This window comes from Companilactobacillus muriivasis (assembly GCF_036246245.1).
Taxonomy (GTDB): domain Bacteria; phylum Bacillota; class Bacilli; order Lactobacillales; family Lactobacillaceae; genus Companilactobacillus; species Companilactobacillus muriivasis.
Genome location: NZ_BTTQ01000003.1, coordinates 1 through 23,880, shown reverse-complemented (window position 1 = coordinate 23,880; position 23,880 = coordinate 1). Strand labels below are relative to the sequence as shown.

The following is a 23,880-nucleotide window of genomic DNA, read 5'->3' as shown; positions in this document are numbered from 1 at the left end:
GAACACCATGTTTGAGAAATTCCAAGCTTTTATGGATAAATATTTCATGCCTGTTGCTGAAAAGGTCGATAATAATCAACATTTAAAAGCAGTTAAGTCAGGTATGATGGGACTTACACCATTCACTATTTTAGGTAGTATCTTCGCTATTTTACCCGCTTTACCCAATATGATTGGTAAAAATAATTTTGTCAGTCAGTTTATTATTGATAATGCATCCCTATTGGATTTACCCGTAACATTATCACTAGGCTTCTTATCTCTATATGCGGTAATGACCATCTCATATGGATTGGGGCATTATTATGGATTGTATGCTCCTGGATGTATTGGGATGTCAACATTCGCCTTTGTAATGTTAACTATCCAATATGATAAAAAAGGTGTTCCTGATCTATCTAATTTTGGTGCAAAAGGTCTTTTCGTTGCCATCATTGTTGGTTTAGTAACAGTTGAATTATATCGTTGGTGTCAAAACCATCATCTGTCAATTAATATGCCAGAGGGTGTTCCAGATTTTGTATCAAGTTCTTTTGAAATTATCCCCACAGCTTTAATTGTTGGAACATTCATTATTATTCGTGGGCTATGTCTTGGACTAACTGGAACATTGCCACCAGATATGCTTTCGATAGTTATCGGACCGCTTGTTGGTAGTATGGATAGCCTAACAACAGTTTGGCTATTAGGAATCCTGCAATTAACACTATTTTTCTTTGGTATCCACCCATCAGTATTGAGTGGTATTACAGCACCAATTATGTATCAATTCTTCGCAGAAAACGTTGAAGCCCTACGTGCTGGACAAGCAATTCCTCACTTTTATGCTCCTGGCTCAGTAAGCGCTTACTTTGGATTTACCGGTGCCGGTATATCTATCGGTGTCGTCATACTTGCGATGTTTTCTAAGAGTGAGCAATATCGCAAGATTGGTAAACTTTCACTTGTGCCATGTCTATTTGGTATTAATGAACCAATTCTCTTCGGTCTACCAGTTATTCTTAACCCAATCATGATGATTCCATTCATTCTTGGTGGAAATATTGTTGGTCAATTACCATACATGTTTATGAAATTAGGATGGTTAAGTAAACCCGTCTTTACACCACCTTATGTTGGAGCGTTCTTTGAAGGTTTCCTAACGGCTGGTGATTGGCGTTCCATTCTTGTTAATGCATTACAAGTTGTGTTAGCAGTTCTCGTATACTTGCCATTCTTTAAGGTTCTTGAAAAGAATCAATTAAGAGAAGAACAGAACAGATCTGAAAAGAAGAAAGGCGAACTGGATGACGAAGAATTACTAGACGACATGGATCTTGATTTCTAGGAGAAATAATGAAAAAAATAGATAAAGTTCGTAAATTATTAGACAAACTTGATGTTGATGCAATCGTCATAAATCAAAAGGCTACAAAGATTTATCTTGATGCTTTGACTGGTAGTGGAGTTTGGATAATCTTAAGTAAAAATGCTAATTATCAAATTATGGACGGTAGATATGCAGTTGCTGCTGAACCTTATGCAGATCGTTACAATAACATTGTTACTAAGCAAGGTGGAGTTTTTAGTGGCGTGTTGCAATGGTTGAAAGATAATAATTCTAAACAGGTTGCTATAGAAACAGAAATGCCATACTCGCAATATCATGCAATTGAAGAATTATGTGAAGTAAAGCCATTAAATGATTCTATTCCATTAATAAGATCAGTAAAAGATGAAAACGAAATAAAATTAGTTCAAAATGCTTGTTCAATAACTGACAAGATATTCTTGGAATTAATTAGGCATATAAATGTGGGTATGACTGAGAAACAGGTTGTTGGAGAAGTTTTTAAATTAGTTTATGATTTTGGAGCAGAAGGGGTTTCATTTGATCCTGTAATATCATCGGGACCAAGAACAGCAATGCCACACGGCCGAGCAAGTGATCGAATTATTAGAAATGGAGATTTCTTGTTGTTGGACTTCGGGATTGTAAAAGATGGTTATCAATCTGATATGACGCGTACAGTTAGTGTTGGAGAAATGACCGATCAATTTAAAAATCTTTATGAAACCTTATTGCCAATTCAGCAAGATACAATTCAGCAATTTGTTCATGGCAAAGTTGGAAAAGAAATTCATCAATATGCATCAGAAAGAATTGCCAAGGCTGGTTATGGAAAATATTTTACACATGGATTAGGTCACGGATTGGGTATTGGTGGTGGTGAAAGACCATTGATGAATGCAACTTCAAATGACATTTTAGAACCCGGAATGATTGGTACATGTGAACCTGGAATTTACTTACCAGGAATTGGTGGAATTAGGATTGAAGATGACATTTTAGTTACTTCTGAAAAGCCTGTTAGTTTAACGAAAACAACTCACAATTTGTTGGTTGTTGGAAATTAATTCAAATCACTCTAAACAAAAGACTATGGTGTATGTGGTTATACAGAATAGTCTTTTTGTTTAGTAATGGAGGTATTGTTGATGGAAAAGTACGATTTTGATACTCTTGCTGATCGACAAATAGATAATGCGAGAAAATGGGATAAAAAGATTGTTGAAGTTAAATTTCCAAATGTTCGTGAAGATTTTATACCGTTATGGATCGCTGATATGGACTTTCAATCTGCACCAGAAATTAGAGCTGCTCTAACAAAAATGGCTAGTAACGGTGCGTATGGATATACATATCCTACTGATAGATGGTATCAAAGCGTTATTAACTGGTATAAGAAACGGCACAGTGTAACGATAAAAAAGGAATGGATTACTTTAGGATATGGGACTGTACCCAACATGCACGTCTTGGTACAAAGTTTTTTGGAGGAAAATGATAGTATCATTTTAAATACGCCTATATATGGTCCTTTCGCATATGCGGCTGAACATAATAATCGTCAAGTTATTACTGTTCCACTATTAAAGCAAAATAATAGATATGAAATTGATTGGAAGAGTATTGAAAAAAAAATGAAGGAAAGGCATCCTAAAGCAACCTTCTTTTGTTCGCCACATAATCCTTCAGGACGTATTTGGTCAAAAGAAGAAATTACGCGAATGGCAGATTTGTGTTTGAAATATAATGTTTTGTTTGTCAGTGATGAGGTTCATTCAGAACATATAATGGAAGGAATATATACATCAGCTTTAGAATTGGATGATAAATATCTAGATAATTTAGTTATGTTTACTTCTCCCAATAAAGCATTCAATTTAGGCGGGCTAAAATTATCATACTCAATTATTCCGAACGAAGAAATCCGTAAGAGATTTAGAAAACAATATGAAAAAAATTCAGTTACATCCCCAAATGTTCCAGGGCAAATAGCTATGACGACTGCCTACGAAGATTGTGATGTTTGGCTAGATCAGTGTGCAGCATATATTAAAGAAAATCTTGAGATTACGCAGAGATATATTGATAAATATTTTGATGGTTGGGAAATGATGAATATGGATTCTTCTTACTTACCATGGGTTGATGTATCAAATGCAAAATTGAATATGCATGAAATTGCTGAAGTGATGGCTGATGATGCTGGCGTTGTATTGGGTATTGGTGATGACTATGTTGCTGATGCGGATAATTTTTTGAGATTAAATTTAGGAACATCACACGCTGTGATTGAAGAGGCGATGTCAAGAATGGCACAGACTTGGCAAAAAGTATTATCTGATGATATGGAGGAAGTTTAATATGCAAAGAATAATTTCAAACCAAGCCCCAGATGCAATCGGCCCATACATCCATGCAACGGAATCAAATGGAATCATTTTTACATCAGGACAGATTGGATTAGATCCGAAAACAAATAAATTAGTCGATGGTTTTGAAAATCAAACGAAACAAGCATTAACCAATCTCCAAAATGTCTTGAAGACAGCTAACAGTGATTTTGACCATGTTCTAAAAACAACAATTTATCTAGCTGACATTAATGATTTCTCTAAAATTAATGATATTTATAAGAACTACTTCAATGACAGTTATCCAGCTAGAACAGCATTCGAAGTGGCAAATTTACCAATCAATGCATTAATTGAAATTGAAGCTATTGCTGAAACTACAGATTAAGAAAAATAATCAATAAATAGAAAATAATTAACAGTAAGAACGCAAGCCATAACGCTACGTTCTTTTTTTGTATCCCTGATACATATAACGCCATAAGCATTTAGCATGACATTAATGAAAAAAGAATATACATTTGAAAAATTGGTTAGACCAATTTCTAACTGGTATCTTTTCGTTAAGGTATCATAAAAAGTACCACTTAAATTTAGAACTGCCAAAAGTCATGCTATCATTGATTTAAATAGAAAAACCACCGCAAAAATGGTCTATCCCAGTTGTTGTCATATGGACTGGAACCGTATACAATGGTCTTGTGGTTGATACCAGAAAGGATTCGATTCGTATGAAAATTACTCTTCAAGAACAGTTAATCAACTTGCTGACTAATTACATTCAAACTTTACCAGCCAACGCTAAATTGCCTTCCGAAAGGGAATTGGCTGAAAAGTATGAGTTGTCTCGCACGACTGTCAGAGCCGCTTTGATGGAACTGGAAGTTACCGGAATGATTCGTCGGGTACATGGTAAGGGCACTTTTGTTAATAGGGTTGATCTAAATAGCGATTTGAATAGTAGTTATAGTTTCAATAAGCAGATGATTTCGCTGGGGAAGAAACCACAAACTAAAGTTCTTAGCTTTGAACGGAAGGAGGCCAATGCATATTTCGCTAAGAATTTGGAAACTGAAGTGGGTAGTCAAATAATCAAGATAAAGCGTCTTCGATTTGCCGATGGAATCCCAGTAATGTTGGAACGCACTTATCTACCGGCTGACCATTTCAATTTAATGACTGAATCGATGTTGAGCAATCGATCATTATATTCAGTTTTCTCAGAAGAGTTCAACGAGCAAGTTTACTATGCTGACGAATATTTCTTAGCTGGCATTACAAGTGCTAACGACAGTAAATATTTGGACATCAAAGAAGGCGCACCTTGTTTGAATCTCAGACGACAAACTTATGATCCACACAATCAAATTATTGAGTTTACTTTGAGCGTTGCCAGAAGTGATCAATTCGCGTATCACATTCGACACGATATCAGTAACAAATCCTAAGGAAGAGTAAACATTTGGAGGTAAAAAGATATGGGTATTATTGCAGTAAGAATTGATGAAAGATTAATTCACGGACAAGTAGCTAATTTATGGACAACTAAATTACAAGCATCAAGAATCATGGTAGTTGATAACGAAATTATAAAGAGTGATATTCAAAAAACTGCCCTTAAGTTAGCTAAACCAGCTGGGGTCAACCTAAGTATTTTAGGAACAAAGAAGTCTTCAGCCAATATCTTAGCCGGAAAATACGATTCACAAAAAGTATTCCTTGTTGTAAAGAGACCAGCAACACTTGTAAGCATGATTGAAGAAGGCGTTAAATTCGACACAATCAATGTTGGTAACATGTCACAAAAAGATACAACACAACATTTGACACAATCAATCAATGTTACAGATGATGACTACGATGCATTCCACAAGATTATGGATGCTGGCGTTAAAGTAACAGCACAAATGGTTCCAAGTGACCCAATCAAGGACTTTGCAGGTATCTTGAAAGAATACAAAAAATAAAAACTGAATTTGGGGGAAAGAACTATGAGTTTTACAATTGTTCAAATATTGCTTCTCACGGCATATTCTATGTATAACATCTATGATGAATTACAAATGAATTCATCATTGAGTCAACCCGTTTGGGCCGGAATGATTTCTGGCTTAATCATGGGTGACATGAAGACAGGACTTATTATCGGGGCTGCACTTCAATTGACAGTTCTAGGTGTTGGTACATTCGGTGGTGCTTCAAAGATCGATGCCAACTCAGGTACTGTTTTGGCTACTGCCTTTTCAATCGGTACTGGTATGAAAGCTGCTACAGCTATTGCCGCTATCGGTGTTCCAGTTGCCGCACTTCTAACATCATTTGATATTCTTGCTAGATTTACTAACACATATTTCCAACACAAAGTTGATAAGGATATTGAAAGCTTCAACTACAAAGGTATTGAAAGACACACAATCATGGGTGCACTTCCATGGTGTCTATCACGTGGTATCCCTGTATTCTTAGCTTTGGCTCTAGGTCAAGGTGTTGTTAAGACAATGGTTACATATCTAAATGGAGACCTACAATGGTTGAACACTGGTCTACAAACAGCTGGTGCTACACTTCCTGCCGTTGGTTTTGCTATCTTGCTTCACTACTTACCAGTTAAGAAACACATCGCTTACTTGATCCTTGGTTTCACAATTACAGCTCTACTATCAACAGTATTTACAAGCATCCAAACACTTGGTACTGGTCTTACAGCTGCAAACAAAGCATTTACAACAACATTTAACGCTCTTCCAATGTTAGCTATCGCTTTAATCGGTGCTGCATTTGCCATTCTTGAATACAAGAAGTCAATTGCTAAGATTAACAGCGCTCAAGCTGCTGGTCCTAAGAACACTGCTTCTGACGACGAAGATGAAGACGAAGACGATGAAATTGAAGACGCTAATGGGGAGGTAGACGGTGATGAAGAAGAATAAAGAGTATGAATTAACTAAAAAAGATTTCAACCAAATTAACAAACGTAGTATGTTTGGTTTCCAAATGGGTTGGAACTATGAAAGAATGCAAGCTTCAGGTTACTTATATACAATCTTGCCACAACTAAGAAAAATTTATGGTGATGGTACTCCGGAGCTAAAAGAAGCTATGAAGACTCACAACCAATTTTTCAACACAAGTAATTTCTTTAACACAATCGTTACAGGTATCGATCTTGCCATTGAAGGTAAGGAAGGTGCAGATTCACTAGATACTGTTTCTGGTATTAAGACAGGTCTTATGGGACCATTCGCTGCCATTGGTGATTCACTTTTCGCCGCTTTGGTACCAACAATCATGGGTGCTATCGCTGCTACAATGGCTACACAAGGTAATCCACTTGGATTATTCCTATGGTTAGCAGTTAACATTGCTATCATGGTATTCCGTTGGAAACAACTTCACTTTGCTTACAAGACAGGTACAAAACTTGTTTCTGAAATGCAAGGTCAATTGAACGCTTTAACAGACGCTGCTACATTGCTTGGTGTCTTCATCGTTGGTGCTTTGGTTGCTACTATGATCAACGTTCAAGTTCCATTAGTTGCTCACATGGGTAAAGTTTCACTATCAGTTCAAACTAATATTGATATGATTCTTCCAAAGCTAGTTCCAGCATGTATCGTCGGTCTTGTTTACTGGTTATTAGGTAAAAAAGGTATGACATCAACAAAGGTTATCTTCATTGTTATCATTTTTGCAATTCTATTATCAGCAATCGGCGTTCTTGGCAAAATCTAGGAGGTTTTTAAATTATGGCATTAATCTTGATGAGCCATGGAAATATGGCAATCGAAACATTAAAATCAGCAGAATTAATTATCGGTGAATTACCTGAAACAAGTGCTTTAGGACTAGAAAAATCAGATGGTCCTGAAGACTTGAAGGCAAAAGCTGAAACAGAAATTAAAAAATATTACGGCAAGGAACCAGTTTTCTTAATCGTTGATTTACTTGGTGGTACACCAGGTAACGTAGCCGTTAACTTAACACAAACTTACCCTGACATGCATGTTATTTCTGGCTTGAACCTACCAATGGTTATTAATTACGCTAATCAAAAATTTATCGGCTCAGATATCAAAGTTGCAGATCTTATGAAGGAAGCTAAGGATGGTATCGTTGACGTTAACGCCTTTATAAATGCTGACTCTGATGAGGATGATGAAGAGGATGAATAGTCCCTATCGTTATACTCTGCGCCTAGCAATAGATAAGAACGTTTATGATGCTGATAAAAAACAGCGATTGATTGATTTTGTCAAAAAAGCTCATGTTTCCGATGTTGCCTTTTTCATCAATCAAGAGGAATTATCAGATGCTCATATAACTCTAGAAAAAGCTAAAGAATTAATTGCCAACGTTGACGAAGTTAGTCAACCGTTAAAAGAACTTGGTATCACCGTAAGTTTGAACCCTTGGACAACCATGAATCACTCAGATCGTGGTATCCATATTAAGCCAGAACTTGATATTAAACCGATGGTTAACTATCAAGGTGTCAAAAGTATTTCTATGGCTTGTCCCGGATATAAAGGTTGGGCTGATTATATCAGTGATATCTATGCAATCTGGGCAAGTATTCAACCTAATGAACTATGGCTGGAAGATGATTTCAGGCATTATAAGAATGCTCCTTTCGCTTTGGGATGTTTCTGTGAAGATCACATGAAACAATACAACGAGATTTTGGGAACAGACTTATCTCGCGAAGATTTCGTGGCAAAAATGTTCACTGGTGGAGAAAATAAATATCGTAATGCATATTTACAAGTTGCACGTGCTGAGATTTTACATGTTGCGCATATGATTGAACAAAAAGTTCACGCTGTATCCCCAACGACTCGCTTAGGGTTGATGAGTTCTTGGCCAGAAGTTCACGCACTTGAAGGTCGTGATTGGCAAAAGCTCTTGGATGAATTGAGTGGAGAGAATACACCAGCTGTATCACGTCCTCATTTGCCAGCGTATAACGAGGTTAGTCCTCAACAATATGCTCGTGATTTTGAGAAATATACAGTTGCTACGAGAACTGAGATTGGTGATAAGCACAAGATCTATCCTGAAATGGAAAGTTTCTTGTACTCGCCATATGCAAAATCAAATAAATTTACGCAATTTCAATTAGATACAACCAGTTTGGTTCATGCGGATGGTGTCCTACTTAACATGTTCAGCATGATGGGCGATGGAATTAATACGACATATCGCTATGCCTCCCTGTTAAATAACGATAAAGCGTATTTAGACTTCTTATATGAAAATGGAATCGCCATTGAACATAGAAGTGGTGTTATCGTTCCAATGAATCAAGACGTTGCTAAGACGAAAATCGACAACGAGGGTACACTTGAAGGCTTGATGGCTTCACAAACACAATGGCTAGAGTTGCTGTCAACACTTGGTATTGCAACCAAGCCACTTAATTATATTGGTCAGGAAATCAAAAATAAGTGTGTTGCGATTACTGGAAACTTCTTGAATACCTTATCTGATGAACAAATCAGACAGATATTTACACGTAATTTCGTTCTTTTGGACGGGGATGCTGTAATTATCTTGGACAATCGTCATCTATTGAATTTGATCAATGCGACGGATATTGAAGTTATCAAGAATCGTTCTGGACATCAATCATTTGAACAATTTGATGGTGAGACGATTTCTGGTATCAACAATCCAAGATTGACCATGTTAACTCACACAGGCGACTATGTAAAAGTTGATTATAAACCTCAGGTGACAATACATTCATCAGCTTATGACCGTTTAGAGAACAAGTTAGGACCAGTAACTGTCAGCGACGATAAGTTCTATGTCCTACCAATGACAGATTCTCCAAAATATGGTTGGCAAGCTCAATATACTGACATTCGTGAGGGAGATTTGAAGCAATTCTTTGAAGAACAATTAAGCGTGCCACATTTGGTCAACATGTACAATTGCAAGATGATTATTGATGAAAACCAATCACAAATGATTATTAGCAACTGGTCGATTGATGATGTTGATGGGATTAATTTCTTCTTGAAAGATCGTAATGTTAAACAAGTTTCAGTTACATATCGTGACACGGATAATTCAGTTCAAAACCAAGTATTAGATGTCACCTTGGATTCTAAAGGAATCTATCACGTTGACTTTACCGTTAAAGAATTAGCAGTGCTTCACATAAAATTCTTAGGTTAAAAATTATTTAGAGAAGGGATCCAATATCATGTTTACAAAAACAGATCAAGAACTAGAAAAGATGGGTGCTAAGATCACTACTCGTGAAATTCAACAACAGCCAGACTTATGGAAAGAAGCTTTCCAAAACTACACAGCTAAAAAATCTGAGATAGATAGCTTTTTAGGTAAAGTAACTTCGACATATCCAGACCAAAAAATCAGAGTTATCTTCACAGGTGCTGGTACTTCGGCTTATGTAGGAGATACGCTTAGACCATATTTGAACCGTGCTGGCGATACTTCACACTTTGTTTTTGAAAGTATTCCTACAACTGATATTGTTTCTGCTCCACTAGATAACTTAAGAAGTGATGATCCAACAATTTTAGTATCATTCGCTAGAAGTGGTAACTCTCCAGAAAGTGTTGCTACTGTAGAACTAGCTGAAAAGCTTATCAAGAATTTGTATCAAATCACTATCACTTGTGCTCCAGAAGGACATTTAGCTAAGAAAGCTGAAAACGAAGACGGTAATCTTCTACTTCTTCAACCAGCACTTTCAAATGATAAGGGATTCGCCATGACCGGAAGCTTCTCTTGCATGACTTTAACAGCTGCATTGATTTTTGATACAAGTGCTGAAGATAAGAAAGCAGCTTGGGTTGATACAATGATTAAAATGGGTCAAGAAGTTATTAGTCGTGAGGACGAAATTCAAGCCTACGCTGATTTAGACTATGACCGTATTACATACTTAGGTAGCGGTTCACTTTCAGGACTTACTCGTGAAGCCCAATTGAAGGTACTAGAATTAACTGCCGGAGCATTGACAACAATCTTTGATTCATCAATGGGATTCCGTCACGGTCCAAAGTCATATGTTAATGGAAAGACAATTGTCTTTGATTTCATGAGCAATGATAAATATACTCGCCAATACGATGTAGATATCTTGGAAGAAATCAAGGGTGACGAAATTTGTGAGAAAGTTGTTGGAGTTGGTACATCAGATGACAACGACTTCTCAGGCGACAACTTCTTCATTAAAGCTGGAGCCAAAGATCTACCAGAACTATATCAAGCATTACCAGACGTAGTGTTCGCACAAACATTTGCATTGATGAACTCAATCAAAGTTAACAACACACCTGATACACCATCAGCAAGCGGTACAGTAAACCGTGTTGTTAAAGGTGTTACAATTCACGATTACGAATAGTAATTAATGAAACAAAAAGGTTGAAACATTAATTTGTTTCAACCTTTTATGTGTTGTGTTCACTGCCGCCGGATGGCGTGAGTGATTGGAATCCACTGTGAGGACCGGGTCGAGCCAAGGTCTCGTCCCTCGATTTGAAGCCTTGCCACAGGTCGGCAAGTCTCCAAAGTCGCCCTGTGGTGTATCCCATCACTCACACCATCCGGCTAGTATATTAAAGTATCGGATTTTATTGCTGATTTGGCATTTAAATAGTCTGCAAATTAAAGAATTAAATTCGATACGAAAACTGGCTGCATCAATATGATTCGTTTTTTATATCAGTAAAAAGTTATTAGTCGGAAGAGTGAGAGTATTTATCGGCTGTGAAAGTAACATGATGGCGTCAGCCATTATGTTACCGGGCGTGTTTGGAGACTTGCGGTTTTTGCAAGGCTTCAAACCGAGGTTCGAGACCGCACTTTGGCTCGGGCCGGTCCGCATAGCAGATAAATGCTCTCGACTCTGGAGACGGAATGTTTAAATACCAATCGAAGAAAATAGAAGGAGATTTGAGAATGTCATATTTTATTCATGCTAAGAAGTTCTTTTTGAAAAATACTACTGAAAATGGTGGTTATCTAGAAGTCACTGACGACGGTAAATTCGGTAAGTTTTATACTGCTGATGAAGAAAAGCCAGCTGGTAAGATTGTTGATTACTCTGACAAATTCATCGCTCCTGGTTTAGTTGATACTCACATTCATGGCCTTTGTGGTCACGATGTTATGGATGATGATTTTGACAAGCTCAACGAAATGTCAGAAGGCTTGTTGAAAGCTGGTGTAACTTCATGGCTACCAACAACTTTGACAGCTTCACATGATCAATTATTGAGTATTTGCCACACGATCGGTGATAACTATAAGAAAGTTACCGGCGCTAAGATTCAAGGTATTCACTTTGAAGGACCTTTCTATACTGAAAAACACAAGGGTGCTCAAAATCCTAAGTACTTCAGAGATCCTGATGCTGAAGAGTTCAAGGACTGGCAAGATGCTGCACATGGCATGATCAGAAAGATTTCTATTGCTCCTGAAAGAAAGGGTGCTCCAGAATTTGTTAAAGCTGTCGCATCTGATAAAGTTGCTGTTTACCTAGGCCACAGTGATGCCACATTTGAACAAGCTAAGGCCTGTGTTGAAGCTGGTGCTACTGGATTTACACACACATATAACGGTATGAGCGGATTGAATCACAGACTTCCAGGTATGGTTGGTGCTGCACTTTCAATGCACCTAGTTGACGACGAATTAATCTGTGATGGTCACCACGTTAACCCATATGCTGCTAGAATCGTAATCGAAAAGAAGACACCAGAACACGTTGCATTGATTACTGATTGTATGCGTGCCGGATTGATGCCAGATGGCGACTATGTACTTGGTGAATTACCAGTTGTAGTTGCTGACGGAACTGCTAAATTAAAAGAAGCTCCACACAGTTTAGCTGGATCAATTTTGCTATTGAAGGATGCTATTAAGAACGTTGTTGACTGGAACATTGCTACAGACGAGGAAGCCGTAGAAATGGCTAGTTACACAGCTGCTAAGAGTTCTAAAGTTCTTGATGAATGCGGTATTATCGCCGACGGTAGAGACGCTGACTTTATTGTGCTTGATGATGATATGACATTGTCAGAGACTTATCTTGATGGAGTTTCAAGATACCAAGCATAGTTAGAGAGAGTGGAGACAGGGCGGTCAGCTCCCGAGCATTTTCGTGTTTAAGTGAATTGCACGCTGGTTTTGCGTGTGATTTGCTTAAATATGAAAAGCGGAAGGAGTTGCCCTGTCGGAACTCGTTTTAGAGCCACTGCCTAGGTATAATTGAAATTAAATAAGGGATACTGAAGAATAAAATTTTCAGTATCCCTTTATTTTTAGCTAATTCGATAAAACTAAAGTTGGAAGTATACTTCCAATTTGTAAGAAAAAAGCAAAAGTTGGAAGTATGTTTCCAATTTGTAAGAAAAAAGCAAAAGTTGGAAGTATGTTTCCAATTTGTAAGAAAAAAGTGAAAATTGGAAACATATTTCCAGTTCTATTTTTCGTGATTCTCAGGCATCTAGTTCTATTACTATTTTAAATTTCAATGTATCGAATGAAATGTCTTTGATTAAATAACATTTTGTAATAAACTTCATGGATAGTCTTGGTATAGACCATTATACAATGTTATAATAAACTTGTTAAAATTAGTAAGGAGACTAGAAAATGTCATATTATATTCATGCTAAGAAGTTCTTTTTAAAAAACACAACTGAAAACGGTGGCTATCTAGAAGTTACCGATGACGGTAAGTTTGGTAAATTCTTTACTGCTGACGAAAAGAAGCCAGAAGGCAAGATTGTTGATTATTCAGACAAGTTTATTGCCCCAGGTCTTGTTGATACACATATTCATGGTCTTGTTGGCCACGATGTTATGGATGACGACTTTGAAAAGTTGAACGAAATGTCAGAAGGTTTGCTTAAAGCTGGTGTAACTTCATGGTTACCAACAACTTTGACAGCTTCACACGATCAACTAAAACACATCTGTCAAACAATCGGTGACAATTATCAAAAAGCCACTGGTGCTAAGATTCAAGGTATTCATTTTGAAGGACCTTTCTATACTGAAAAACACAAGGGTGCCCAAAACCCTAAGTACTTCAGAGATCCTGATGCCGAAGAATTCAAAGACTGGCAAGATGCTGCTCACGGTATGATTAAGAAAATTTCTATTGCTCCTGAAAGAAAAGGTGCTCCAGAATTCGTTAAGGCCGTTGCTTCAGATGACGTTGCTGTTTACTTAGGTCACAGTGATGCTACATTTGAACAAGCTAAAGCCTGTGTCGAAGCTGGTGCTACAGGATTTACACACACATATAACGGTATGAGTGGATTAAACCACCGTCTACCAGGTATGGTTGGTGCTGCACTTTCAATGCACCTAGTTGATGACGAATTAATCTGTGATGGTCACCACGTTAACCCATTCGCTGCAAGAATCGTAATCGAAAAGAAGGGTGCCGAACATGTTGCCCTAATTACTGATTGTATGCGTGCCGGATTGATGCCAGATGGTAACTACGTATTGGGTGAATTGCCAGTTGTAGTTGCTAATGGTACAGCAAGATTAACAGACGAAACACACAACCTTGCCGGTTCAATCTTATTGCTTAAAGATGCTATTAAGAATGTTGTTGACTGGAACATTGCTACAGACGAAGAAGCCGTAGAAATGGCTAGTTACACAGCTGCTAAGAGTTCAAAAGTAGCTGACAAGTGTGGTATTATCGCAGACGGTAGAGATGCTGATTTCATCGTTCTTGATGATGATATGACATTGTCAGAAACTTATCTTGATGGAGTATCAAGATACCAAGCATAATTAGAGAGAGTGGAGATAGGGCGGTTAGCTCCCGAGCATTTTCGTAAATAAGTGAATTGCACGCCGAACTTAGCGGGCGATTTACTTATTTTTGAAAAGCGGAAGGAGTTGCCCTAGCGGAACTCGTTTTAGAGCCACTGCCTATATAAATTAACTGAACCGATAAAATAATCACAAGAATCCCATAAAACCGAGGATACATATTGTACTCTCGGTTTTTTTGTACCTTGTATATTGTTGTATACTCTACTTATTGGAGGATTATCATGAATAAAAAAATTATTGCTCATAGAGGAATACCAATCTTGGCTCCAGAGAATACGATGGCTGCTTTTAACGTAGTCGTTAATCATGATGTTAAATGGATTGAAACAGATCTAAGCATTACTAAGGATGAAAAGGTCTTTGTAATTCACGATGACAAATTGAACCGTACGACTAACCAATCTGGTTCGATTGAGACAGTGGACAGTTCCACAGTTGAATCTGCTGATGCCGGATATTGGTTTGCCGAAAAGTATCGTGGGGAAAAGGTTCCAACACTAGATCAATTGATTGATTTTCTAAATATCCACAAAATAAATGCTAATATCGAGCTAAAAGGTGTTGTAGGGGACAATGCTAATTATTTGGCCGACCGATTAGTTGAAGAATTTTCGAAAGCTTTGGACAGATTGGATGATCACGTTGAATTGATTATCTCTAGTTTCAATCCAATTATGCTTGAGAAAATGTATAAATTAAGACCTGAATTGAAATACGCTGTTTTGTTCAGCCGAGCAACTTTAGGTGACGATTGGAATTTAGTAATGCAAGCTTGTCATGCTAAAATTGTTCATCCAGACAGTTCTGGTTTAACTGAAGATAAAGTAAAACAAATGAAAGATTATGGTTATGAAATCAACGTTTGGACAGTTGATGATATCAATCGTGCACAACAACTATTGAGCTGGGGTGTCGATGGAGTTATCACAAACATTGCTGACCGCATGAGCTTCTTAGAAAAATAAACACAAAAATGACCTCGGGATTCAGTGCACAGACTGAAATTTATCCCGGGGCCTTTTTGTCTAGACTAAGTTGTCTTTTCGGAGGATTCATTATGAAAATTAATAGCTTACTGGTTTTTAAAAGGGGCAGAAACTTACTCCAAATACAATATTTATGAATTAACATGGATCGATATTGCAAAACTCAAATATATTTTTGATTTTGCCTCATCTCGATTCAATTTAATTTGTAAAACTATTCCCATTCATTACAACCACCGCAACTACGACCTTTTTAAATCGCAAATGTTTTGGTAGATGTACGCTCACTTTCGTGAGACTCCGAAGAAGAGGAATTACTCTAGTTCGTTTCTTTTCTTCTTAATGCTAAGTATAAACATTTTGAGACGTTATCCAATCTAATGTGCGTGGATTGTACCGTTTGTACAATGTGTTTTAAAGTTTATAAACTGTTTTCGAAATGCCAAATAATTGAGGTACTGTATTTTCCAGCAAACATTGGACTATCGTCAACATGTAGTAACAATCCCTCAGTTTTATTCCAAGCAATTGATGCTAATTCATCACCAGTTTGGGAAGAAGAAACCGGTATTTTATCGTTAATAATATTTTGGAACGAGCCATTTTGGTAATATCGTAAACTAACTGGTAGCACGGTTCCAGATGTCTCGTGAGTGAATTCATCTTGTTGTGAAACATAAACGGTCATGGCATCCTTATTACGCCGATTATCGGAAATATCCACAATATTATTGGGATTATTAATTTCGTCGGGGCGGTATTTCAGCACATTCTTTTTATGAGAGATAATCGTTCCATAGTCGATATTTTGAATAGTGGGTTCAATTTGATTAGAAATATAATTTATTACTTCGTTGCGTGCTTCTCTTCGATAAAGATTGCCGTCATTATCGGTTCCATAGACGTAAGGGGTAGATTGAAAAGTATCTTGTTCGGTTATATTTTGAACGGTCGTTTTAACTTCAATTTCAACATTGCCATTAGTATTTATATTGCCGATATTCATGACCAAATTATCGGAATTGTCGTCATTTTCAGGGATGATTTCATACTGATCTTCAGCTAACTCAGTACCGCCGACCATAACTGAATCAACTTTGGTCCCTTGTCGCATTGGAATTACATAATAACCATTTTTCAACAATCCCTCAGAACTTTGATTGGTCAAGGTGTCATGATAAGTAATATTGTCGCTGTTAATAACTTTGTTGAGAATTAAATCCGTATCCTCAGAGTCGGTGTAGGTTTCGTTGTTCAAAGTATTGTTGATGTCGATGTCTGGTTCGCCAGAGGGAATAACGGTTAATTTAGCTTTGTTAGAGGTAATTGTCTTCGTGATTTTACCAGATTTTAAAGTGATAATAGCTTGGTAATAGGACTCGTCATCGTCCATACTAGCGACATCGGTAACATAAGTTATATTGTCGCCGGTTGCTACTTTAACCTTATTATTTGAGCCAGGGAGATACTTGTACCAATCAATCGTGATAGTACCCGTATCGTCATCATCTTCGTCAGCGTCACCACCAGTGTTACCTTTTAAAACATAAGTGGCACTATTACCAGATTTAACCGTTTGATCATCTAGTCCACCGCCAATTTCGACTGTTGTTGAACCATTTGCCGGAGGACTATTTTTGTTTGTCATAGTTGCTGTAACGGTAATCGTGCCAGATTTTCCCTGATTGTTAGCAATGATTTGTCCGTCTTCGTCAATCGTTGCTAAATCTGGATTATCAACGGTCCAGGTTAAATTTCCGGTAGCGTTGATTGGATTAGGCTTGGCATGTGCATAGGTTGTATTGGATAATTCGTCGCTGGTGTTGTAAAGATAATCGTCATCTACTGTTACATCAAGTGACAAAGCATCCACGGCTTCAGACAGAGCGTGAACTGCAGTGACTTGGGAATAAAGATGAGTTTTCAAATACCAAGTGATGTATTTATAGTATTGCGTATCCAATTGATACCAAGTCGTTCCGGGTTCATCCGGCGTAACTGTAAAATTCTTTTTCTGACCGTTGTCATTTTTATTGACTTCAGTCCAGATTAGTCCGTCAGTCGTTTGCCACCAACGGAAATGAACACTGTCAAAGAGTCCAGTCAGGGCAGCCCAGACGGAACGACCTGTATTGGTACGAATCGTTACAGGGTCTTCAACAGTGGTGTAGTAATTTTCTTGCGGTTGTAAATTGTAACCACTTGTCAGCCAAATACCGATAAATTTCTTCGGAGGTTTGGTCGGCTTAAAATGTGGTTGGACAACTAGTTCCTCGTCATCAGCCTTGATTTTATGATCGGTTGAACTGGTCACAAATATTAGCAAGGTAATTGGAAAAATTAGTAATAAAATCGATTTTATAATTGTTTGGGTATATTTGTGATGTTTCATAGGAGCACCTCCAATATACTGAGCAACATAAGTATATCGAATAATGTTTAAACAAATAGTGAAATATTGGTAAAATTATTTATTGGAATTTGAATAAAAATTATATTGCCGCCTCCGGTTAGTTGGTCGGATGGGCTCATGGGTTTAAGTAATTCGGTTACTTATGATAGTAAATGGCGATAAAAACATATTTAATAAATTAAATTATATTATTCTATATTTTATATTTTATGGTCTATTCCAAATATCAAGGCAAATAAAAAAGACACCATATTCGGTGTCTTTAAGTAAATTATCTAATTTTTGGACGTAAGCTGTAAGCCATAATTAAAGAAATAACTGATGTGGCTAACAATACGTAGAAACTCATTCCGAATGAACGGCTAGCATTGATTACAACTTGACCGGTAATTGCTGATGAGTTTACCAACCCGGCATTCAAAGCGGCATACAAAGCTGCATAAAGAATTGTTGGTAGGAAGGTAAAGATTCTAACTAGACGGATGCTACCACGTGATCTGAAGCAACCAGCTATCAAAGCGATGACTGGTGAAAGGAAACAGATTAAACGAATAGCCGAGAATCCATTGGTGATCCAAGTTGGCTGTGCGCCCAAATTATTGGCGGTGTAGTTAGCAGCATTGGAGATGGTTCCAGAAAGTGAAAGTCCATCTAAGAATGGTCCGGCAACTGAGGCGATAAATCCGATGATTGATGAGAAAATAATAATTTTCTGCGTTGTCGTCTTGTGATTTGGTTTGAGACGATCAGCCGGGTTATCAAACTTGTCACGGCGTTCCTTCTTTTGTTTAGCAGGACGTTCGTTGTAAGTTTCGGTCGTAGGATTTGCATTGCCATTATTAGAATCTTTTTTCAAAGATGTTTCTCGTTTAAGAGCTTTGTTGGCACCAACTTCATTACCGTGACGCAATTGTGAAAGCAAGAACCAGAGAATAATGACGATGGCTAAAGCGATATAACCGTAATTTCTTTTAACTACTAAAAGAATAGCTGTGATGATAACAGCAAATATGCTGACATAAGCATTGTTTTTCGCAAACTTCATCATATTGTGTATGAAACTATCATTAGGGTCGACTGCTTCGGCCTTTCTCTTAGCTTCAGCGGCACGTTTCTCACTCTCAGTTGGTTCAAAGGGATTGCCGATTGGCTCTTTGATAGGGTCGTCAAAAGTCTTTTTAAAGGTATCCTCATGTTCAGCAGCTTTATAAGGCTTTTGTGAGATAGGATTGAAGTCATTTTTACTATAAACTTGTGTCTTATCATCGACCGGTTCAGATGCGCTCGACTTGCTGAAAGATGAACGATTTGATCCTTCATAAGTTTTCATAGCGGGCTCTGGATCAGGACGGACAGCTTTTGGCTTTGGTTGTTGAACGGGTGCTTGTTTAGGGTGTTCAACTGAACCATATTCACGTTCTTGAGCAGGAGCTTGTTGTAAATGAGGCTTTGGAGCAGGTTTTTCAGTAGGTTCTTCTTGATTTAATTCATTTTCAATTTCAGATAATGAGCGAATTGAGTCATCATCTTTTTCGTTATTTGTATCTTCAGTGTTTTTCTTTTTAAGGGCCCAACCACAGTTATCACAGAATTTTTGATCTGGTTCTACTTTGTGGCCACAATTTGGACAAAACATATACGCATTCCTCCAGTATGTTGACAAAACAAGTATACAAGACAACTCTTTCTATAGGAAGACATTAGGTGAAAGTTCACAGAAAGGTCACATGTTGTATATCCGAAACTCAATTATACAAAATTTTCCTAAACTTTGCTTAAAATTCTTTTTTGGGTTTTTAAATATGCCGCTTCCGGTTTCGTGTGATTGAGTTTGCTGTGGGACCGGCTCGAGCCGAAGTGCGGTCTCGATCCTCGCTTTTGAGCTTCGCACAAACCGCGAATTTCAAAAGACGTCCTGTGCTGTAAGACCGGAAAATCACCGGCCCAACAGCACTACCACTGCTGACTCAATCACACGAAACCGGAAGCTAGAGCTTTTTTACTCGAATTTTACAGCAGTATGTAGATTTAAGTATTATTTCCTAATTTGAAACGTTTAATATACTTAATTTAAGAGAATGAGTCGAAATATTTTCATCTCCGGAGACAGCCAAACATAGGATACTATTTTTGCAGGCACAAAAAAACCTCATACATTTGGGAAGATGTATGAGGAAAACGATTGTTGGTTTTGTATTAGTCAAAACTTTAAGGTATGGAAATGTTACACACTGGAAATGACAGGGAAGAACAGGCTGGATTTGTAAGAGGTGAGGTTCGTCTCCCCTGCAAGCTAATTATAACTAATCTGGATTTAACATTGCCAACCTAGTTTGATATAACAGGATATTAAGCCGCTGATTATTCAGTATAAATAGCCCGTCTCCAGAGCTGAGAGTATTACTCTGTTGCGCGGCACGGTCCGAGCCAAAGAGCGGTCTCGAACCTCGGTTGAAGCCTTGCAAGATCAGCAAGTCTCCAACACGTCTGGTGGTGTAATTGCTAAAGCAATAACACCACTTTCGCTGCGGCTGAATACTCTCAGCTCTTCCGACTATCTTAAGTAATAAAATATTTTTAACATATTATCAATTAGCATCACGCGTGGTATAAATAGCCTTTAATTTAGCTAATTTGTCGGCGTCAATGTCCAAAGCTTTGTCCAAATAATTTTCGAAACTTCCATAATAATGTTCGATTGCTTTAAAAACTGAGGTAATACTTTCCAGATCACCTTTGGTCATGTTCATTTGGTTGACGTCTTGATTGCCATCTTTATCGTTCAAAATGTCTTCAATCGTCTCGTCATTTTCGTACATTAAATTGGTCAATAGGTAATCTTTGGTAATAATTTCGTCATCGACTCCAAGAGCTTTGAGAATCAAGAGGGCACCGATACCGGTCCGATCTTTTCCGGCAGCACAGTGGAAAAGCAATGATTGGTCTGGCTTATCATTGTGCAACATTAAATCGAAAAATAATTTATATGCTTGTTGACCATGAGCATCAAGAACTACGCTTTGATAAATCATGCCCAAATAGTTGTAACTGCCTTGATTAATAATGCCAGCTAGCTTGTCGCCGTTACCTTTGAGCGGATAGACTGGATCTGAATAAATTTTGTAAAAATCAGAAGTTGTGTCTGCCCAATTGCGTTGTTCATCGTTGGAACGGAAATCAACAACATACTTTAAACCGTATTTTTTAAGGTAGGCTAAAGATTTTCCTGTTAAGTTACTTATATCCCCTGAACGTAAGAGTTTATTATATTTAATTGTCGTACCATCTTTAGTGGGATATCCACCAAGTTCACGTAAATTTATGGCACCTTCAAGATTTAATATGCGTTTCATTTTTTCTCCTCCCCGAGTCGTTGCGTATTTTAGGTCATTAGAAGTAAAATAATACTAAGGTGATTTATGGTGAAGAATAAACTTTCAATTATTATGACAGCTTATAATGTAGCTAATTACATTTCTAGTTCGATTGATTCAGTTGTTGCTCAAACTAATCAGAATTTCAATCTAATTATTGTGGACGATTGCTCTACAGATCAAACTCAGAAGATAATCCGTCTTTATGAAAAAAAGTATGATTGGATATCTGTTGTTTGCCATACCAAGAATTCCGGAGTCTCTGCAGCGAGAAATACCGGGCTTTCTAAGGCAAACGGTGAGCTAGTAACATTTATTGATGGCGATGATTGGGTCGATCCCGATTATGTTGACCATTTTTTGAGAATCTTCAACGATGAAGATGTCGATATGGTCACTTGCGGATTTTTCAATCAGAATGAAAATGGCAAGGTCAAAAATAAGATTGCTAAGCGTCAGACAAATATCGTCGGTCGTGATGAAGTTATCAAACAGATAATCAAGATGACCGGTACAGTAATGGGTTACACATGGAACAAGGCGTATGTTCGTTCAATTATTGCGGATAATAACCTTGGATTTCAAACAGATCTAGATTTGATGGAAGATCAGGTCTTCAATGTGGAATATGCGACGGTTGCTAGAAAATTTTATCTCGATAATGTTCCGTTGTACCATTACATTTCCCGTAAGGGCAGCATTACACAGAAGTTTGCGGTAGAAAATGTCCGTGATGTCGGAGTAGCTAGAATGAAAGTTTACAAAGCTATTCGGGATAGCACTCGAAAAGAGAAAGACCAAATTTAGGGCTGTCGCCTCTGGGTGTCAGTAATGGAGCCGCTATGAGGACCGGGTCGAGCCAAGGTCTCGCCCCTCGATTTTGAACTTCGCAAAGTACGCGAATTTCAAAACTCGCCCTGTGGTGTAAGAGCTAAAGCTCTAACGACTGGCACCCGGAGGCTAGGTTTACTGTTCCAACAGAATAGTTGAACTTAAATTATTTCGAGTTTTAAAAATGTATATAAATAGCGGGTAAGCTGAGCTGATAGCTTGGCTTTTTTTGTGTCCTGATTCCCCTTAAGAATAACATTTTAGGGGGTGTTATTGCTTTCAAAAACTTTTTGAAAGAGTTAGGTGTTGACTGTAACGTAACGGGACGGTTTATGATAAGTACATAGAGAATTGAAGTTATTTATTTAATGAAGAGGAGATATTTAAATATGAGAGCAGTTGTTATTAGTAAAGCCGGCGGACCAGAAGTATTGAAGATTGAGGAACGCCCAATGCCTAAGGCAACAGATGACCAATCTGTTATCAATATCAAGGCTTTTGCGGTGCACCGTTATGAAGTTTTGACACGTGAAGGTGGTTCACCATCAGTTAAATTTCCTAGAGTTATCGGTGTTGAAGCTGTTGGGGAAGTTTCAGAGCCTTCTAAGAATAGTAAGTTAGCCAAGGGTCAAAAAATCATGGTTGTTAATGGTGGCTTTGGCCGTGCTTTTGATGGTAGTGAGGAAGAATATGCTTTGGTTCCTGACGATATTATTCATCCAGTTGATTTCGATGGTTCATGGGCTGAATTCGCCAACTATCCAGAAACATTCTACACAGCTTTTGGTGCTTTGAAGACTACTAAATTGCAGGCTGGTCAAACATTGTTAGTTCGTGGCGGTACAACTGGTGTCGGCATGGCAGCTTTAGTTTTGGCAAAGGCTATGGGCATCAAAGTTACTTCAACTACTAGACGTGAAGAACGTCGCCAAATGTTGTTAGATATGGGTGCAGACGATGCCGTTATTGATCAAGATGGCAAGCTGCAAACTGATAAATCATACGATGGCTTTTTGGATATGGTTGGTGCTTCAGTTGTTGGCGATTCATTGTCACATGTTAAACGTGGCGGTTACTACACAACTGTTGGGTTATTAGCTGGCGAGTGGGTCTGGAAAGACTTTGATCCATTCGAAAATCTTGGTGGAAAATACGCAACAACATTTGATGGTGTTGATATTGATGATGACGAAATTGCGGAAATGTTTAAGTTGATTAATGATAATCATTTAACAATTCCAGTTGCTAAGGTATTCAAACTTGATGAAATTCAAGCAGCACAAGAGTACATCATGAAACATGATCGTCCAATGGGCCAAGTTATTGTTACAACAGACTAAATAAAAGTTCCGTTTCCAGAGCCGAGAGTATTCATCTGCTGCGCGGTACGGTTCGAGCCAAAGGGCGGTCTCGAACCTCGGTTGAAGCCTTTTCAAAGACCGAAGAGTCTCCAACACGCCCGGTGGTGTAATTGCTAAAGTAATAACGCCACTTTCGCTGCGGATGAATACTCTCGGCTCTTCCAACTAATTTATTCCTTATTAGTCAAAATTAAAAAAATTGGCAAAAAAATTGAGAATTAATACAAAAAAAACTGCAATCAGATTATCGATTGCAGTTTTTTTTGGTTCTATACTTTCTGGTATTGATGAATAATCAATACCAGTTTTTTTATGTCTTTTTCTAAGCAAAACAAAAGAACATTACTGTTCTCATGTTAGGATTTAAGCGACCAAACCCAATCCAAGGAGAG

Annotated in this window: 19 protein-coding genes; 16 read left to right on the top strand and 3 right to left on the bottom strand. The window is 37.7% G+C overall.

All coding sequences use genetic code 11. The annotated features are described in order from the left end of the window. Positions 1-7: 7 nt before the first annotated feature. From AAA923_RS04530 to AAA923_RS04465, 14 genes are all read left to right on the top strand, one after another. Entirely contained in the window at positions 8-1,327 is a 1,320-nt protein-coding gene (locus tag AAA923_RS04530; RefSeq protein WP_338215400.1) for a PTS sugar transporter subunit IIC, read from the top strand. Positions 1,328-1,335: 8 nt separating this feature from the next. Next, positions 1,336-2,397 (top strand): M24 family metallopeptidase, encoded by a 1,062-nt coding sequence (locus AAA923_RS04525; protein ID WP_338214951.1) that lies wholly within the window; start codon positions 1,336-1,338, stop codon positions 2,395-2,397. 81 nt (positions 2,398-2,478) lie between these two features. Further along, on the top strand, positions 2,479-3,690 hold the full coding sequence (locus AAA923_RS04520) for a MalY/PatB family protein (protein WP_338214949.1): 1,212 nt from the start codon (positions 2,479-2,481) through the stop codon (positions 3,688-3,690). A gap of 1 nt (position 3,691) precedes the next feature. Next, positions 3,692-4,069 carry a RidA family protein gene (locus AAA923_RS04515; RefSeq protein WP_338214947.1) on the top strand — a complete coding sequence of 126 codons (378 nt, stop codon included), beginning with the start codon at positions 3,692-3,694 and terminating at the stop codon, positions 4,067-4,069. Positions 4,070-4,412: 343 nt separating this feature from the next. Beyond that, a complete protein-coding gene (locus tag AAA923_RS04510) occupies positions 4,413-5,129 on the top strand; it encodes a GntR family transcriptional regulator (RefSeq protein ID WP_041500986.1) in 717 nt (238 codons plus the stop codon). 30 nt (positions 5,130-5,159) lie between these two features. Next, positions 5,160-5,648, top strand: a complete 489-nt coding sequence (locus AAA923_RS04505) for a PTS sugar transporter subunit IIB (protein ID WP_338214944.1) — start codon at positions 5,160-5,162, stop codon at positions 5,646-5,648. Positions 5,649-5,672: 24 nt separating this feature from the next. After that, positions 5,673-6,611: a PTS mannose/fructose/sorbose/N-acetylgalactosamine transporter subunit IIC gene (locus AAA923_RS04500; RefSeq protein ID WP_338214942.1), complete on the top strand. Its 939-nt coding sequence runs from the start codon at positions 5,673-5,675 to the stop codon at positions 6,609-6,611. Beyond that, positions 6,598-7,413 (top strand): PTS system mannose/fructose/sorbose family transporter subunit IID, encoded by an 816-nt coding sequence (locus AAA923_RS04495; RefSeq protein WP_338214940.1) that lies wholly within the window; start codon positions 6,598-6,600, stop codon positions 7,411-7,413. Before AAA923_RS04500 ends, AAA923_RS04495 begins: the two co-directional genes overlap by 14 nt. A gap of 14 nt (positions 7,414-7,427) precedes the next feature. Further along, positions 7,428-7,853 carry a PTS sugar transporter subunit IIA gene (locus AAA923_RS04490; protein WP_137611284.1) on the top strand — a complete coding sequence of 142 codons (426 nt, stop codon included), beginning with the start codon at positions 7,428-7,430 and terminating at the stop codon, positions 7,851-7,853. Then, the gene (locus tag AAA923_RS04485; protein ID WP_338214937.1) at positions 7,846-9,861 is read left to right on the top strand and encodes a hypothetical protein; all 2,016 of its coding nucleotides are present in this window, start codon (positions 7,846-7,848) and stop codon (positions 9,859-9,861) included. Before AAA923_RS04490 ends, AAA923_RS04485 begins: the two co-directional genes overlap by 8 nt. A gap of 28 nt (positions 9,862-9,889) precedes the next feature. Further along, on the top strand, positions 9,890-11,062 hold the full coding sequence (locus tag AAA923_RS04480; protein WP_338214935.1) for an SIS domain-containing protein: 1,173 nt from the start codon (positions 9,890-9,892) through the stop codon (positions 11,060-11,062). 557 nt (positions 11,063-11,619) lie between these two features. Next, positions 11,620-12,780: an N-acetylglucosamine-6-phosphate deacetylase gene (nagA, locus tag AAA923_RS04475; RefSeq protein WP_041500978.1), complete on the top strand. Its 1,161-nt coding sequence runs from the start codon at positions 11,620-11,622 to the stop codon at positions 12,778-12,780. 537 nt (positions 12,781-13,317) lie between these two features. After that, complete coding sequence (gene nagA / locus AAA923_RS04470) at positions 13,318-14,478, top strand: N-acetylglucosamine-6-phosphate deacetylase (protein ID WP_041500976.1); 1,161 nt, start codon at positions 13,318-13,320, stop codon at positions 14,476-14,478. Positions 14,479-14,744: 266 nt separating this feature from the next. Then, entirely contained in the window at positions 14,745-15,488 is a 744-nt protein-coding gene (locus AAA923_RS04465) for a glycerophosphodiester phosphodiesterase family protein (RefSeq protein ID WP_338214931.1), read from the top strand. A gap of 442 nt (positions 15,489-15,930) precedes the next feature. Here the strand turns inward: AAA923_RS04465 and AAA923_RS04460 are convergent, their stop codons facing one another. The 3 genes from AAA923_RS04460 to AAA923_RS04450 form a co-directional block, all read right to left on the bottom strand. Beyond that, positions 15,931-17,901, bottom strand: coding sequence for a hypothetical protein (locus AAA923_RS04460; protein ID WP_338214929.1), 1,971 nt, complete (start codon positions 17,899-17,901; stop codon positions 15,931-15,933). A gap of 292 nt (positions 17,902-18,193) precedes the next feature. Further along, positions 18,194-19,558 (bottom strand): zinc ribbon domain-containing protein, encoded by a 1,365-nt coding sequence (locus tag AAA923_RS04455; RefSeq protein ID WP_338214928.1) that lies wholly within the window; start codon positions 19,556-19,558, stop codon positions 18,194-18,196. A 952-nt stretch (positions 19,559-20,510) separates the two neighbouring features. Continuing rightward, positions 20,511-21,275 carry a tyrosine-protein phosphatase gene (locus AAA923_RS04450; protein WP_338214926.1) on the bottom strand — a complete coding sequence of 255 codons (765 nt, stop codon included), beginning with the start codon at positions 21,273-21,275 and terminating at the stop codon, positions 20,511-20,513. 66 nt (positions 21,276-21,341) lie between these two features. Between AAA923_RS04450 and AAA923_RS04445 the strand changes: the two genes are divergently transcribed. Further along, positions 21,342-22,103, top strand: a complete 762-nt coding sequence (locus tag AAA923_RS04445) for a glycosyltransferase family 2 protein (protein ID WP_338214924.1) — start codon at positions 21,342-21,344, stop codon at positions 22,101-22,103. A gap of 413 nt (positions 22,104-22,516) precedes the next feature. Further along, positions 22,517-23,467 carry a zinc-binding dehydrogenase gene (locus AAA923_RS04440; protein WP_338214922.1) on the top strand — a complete coding sequence of 317 codons (951 nt, stop codon included), beginning with the start codon at positions 22,517-22,519 and terminating at the stop codon, positions 23,465-23,467. Positions 23,468-23,880: the final 413 nt, after the last annotated feature.

Excerpts from the sequence above, each read along its gene's own strand:
- AAA923_RS04440 (WP_338214922.1), top strand. The coding sequence starts at position 22,517 with ATGAGAGCAGTTGTTATTAGTAAAGCCGGCGGACCAGAAGTATTGAAG.
- AAA923_RS04510 (WP_041500986.1), top strand. The coding sequence starts at position 4,413 with ATGAAAATTACTCTTCAAGAACAGTTAATCAACTTGCTGACTAATTAC.
- nagA (WP_041500976.1), top strand. The coding sequence starts at position 13,318 with ATGTCATATTATATTCATGCTAAGAAGTTCTTTTTAAAAAACACAACT.
- AAA923_RS04515 (WP_338214947.1), top strand. The coding sequence starts at position 3,692 with ATGCAAAGAATAATTTCAAACCAAGCCCCAGATGCAATCGGCCCATAC.
- AAA923_RS04455 (WP_338214928.1), bottom strand. The coding sequence starts at position 19,558 with ATGTTTTGTCCAAATTGTGGCCACAAAGTAGAACCAGATCAAAAATTC.
- AAA923_RS04480 (WP_338214935.1), top strand. The coding sequence starts at position 9,890 with ATGTTTACAAAAACAGATCAAGAACTAGAAAAGATGGGTGCTAAGATC.
- AAA923_RS04485 (WP_338214937.1), top strand. The coding sequence starts at position 7,846 with ATGAATAGTCCCTATCGTTATACTCTGCGCCTAGCAATAGATAAGAAC.
- AAA923_RS04525 (WP_338214951.1), top strand. The coding sequence starts at position 1,336 with ATGAAAAAAATAGATAAAGTTCGTAAATTATTAGACAAACTTGATGTT.
- AAA923_RS04520 (WP_338214949.1), top strand. The coding sequence starts at position 2,479 with ATGGAAAAGTACGATTTTGATACTCTTGCTGATCGACAAATAGATAAT.
- AAA923_RS04500 (WP_338214942.1), top strand. The coding sequence starts at position 5,673 with ATGAGTTTTACAATTGTTCAAATATTGCTTCTCACGGCATATTCTATG.
- AAA923_RS04490 (WP_137611284.1), top strand. The coding sequence starts at position 7,428 with ATGGCATTAATCTTGATGAGCCATGGAAATATGGCAATCGAAACATTA.
- AAA923_RS04460 (WP_338214929.1), bottom strand. The coding sequence starts at position 17,901 with ATGAAACATCACAAATATACCCAAACAATTATAAAATCGATTTTATTA.
- nagA (WP_041500978.1), top strand. The coding sequence starts at position 11,620 with ATGTCATATTTTATTCATGCTAAGAAGTTCTTTTTGAAAAATACTACT.
- AAA923_RS04530 (WP_338215400.1), top strand. The coding sequence starts at position 8 with ATGTTTGAGAAATTCCAAGCTTTTATGGATAAATATTTCATGCCTGTT.
- AAA923_RS04505 (WP_338214944.1), top strand. The coding sequence starts at position 5,160 with ATGGGTATTATTGCAGTAAGAATTGATGAAAGATTAATTCACGGACAA.
- AAA923_RS04445 (WP_338214924.1), top strand. The coding sequence starts at position 21,342 with ATGGTGAAGAATAAACTTTCAATTATTATGACAGCTTATAATGTAGCT.
- AAA923_RS04465 (WP_338214931.1), top strand. The coding sequence starts at position 14,745 with ATGAATAAAAAAATTATTGCTCATAGAGGAATACCAATCTTGGCTCCA.
- AAA923_RS04450 (WP_338214926.1), bottom strand. The coding sequence starts at position 21,275 with ATGAAACGCATATTAAATCTTGAAGGTGCCATAAATTTACGTGAACTT.
- AAA923_RS04495 (WP_338214940.1), top strand. The coding sequence starts at position 6,598 with ATGAAGAAGAATAAAGAGTATGAATTAACTAAAAAAGATTTCAACCAA.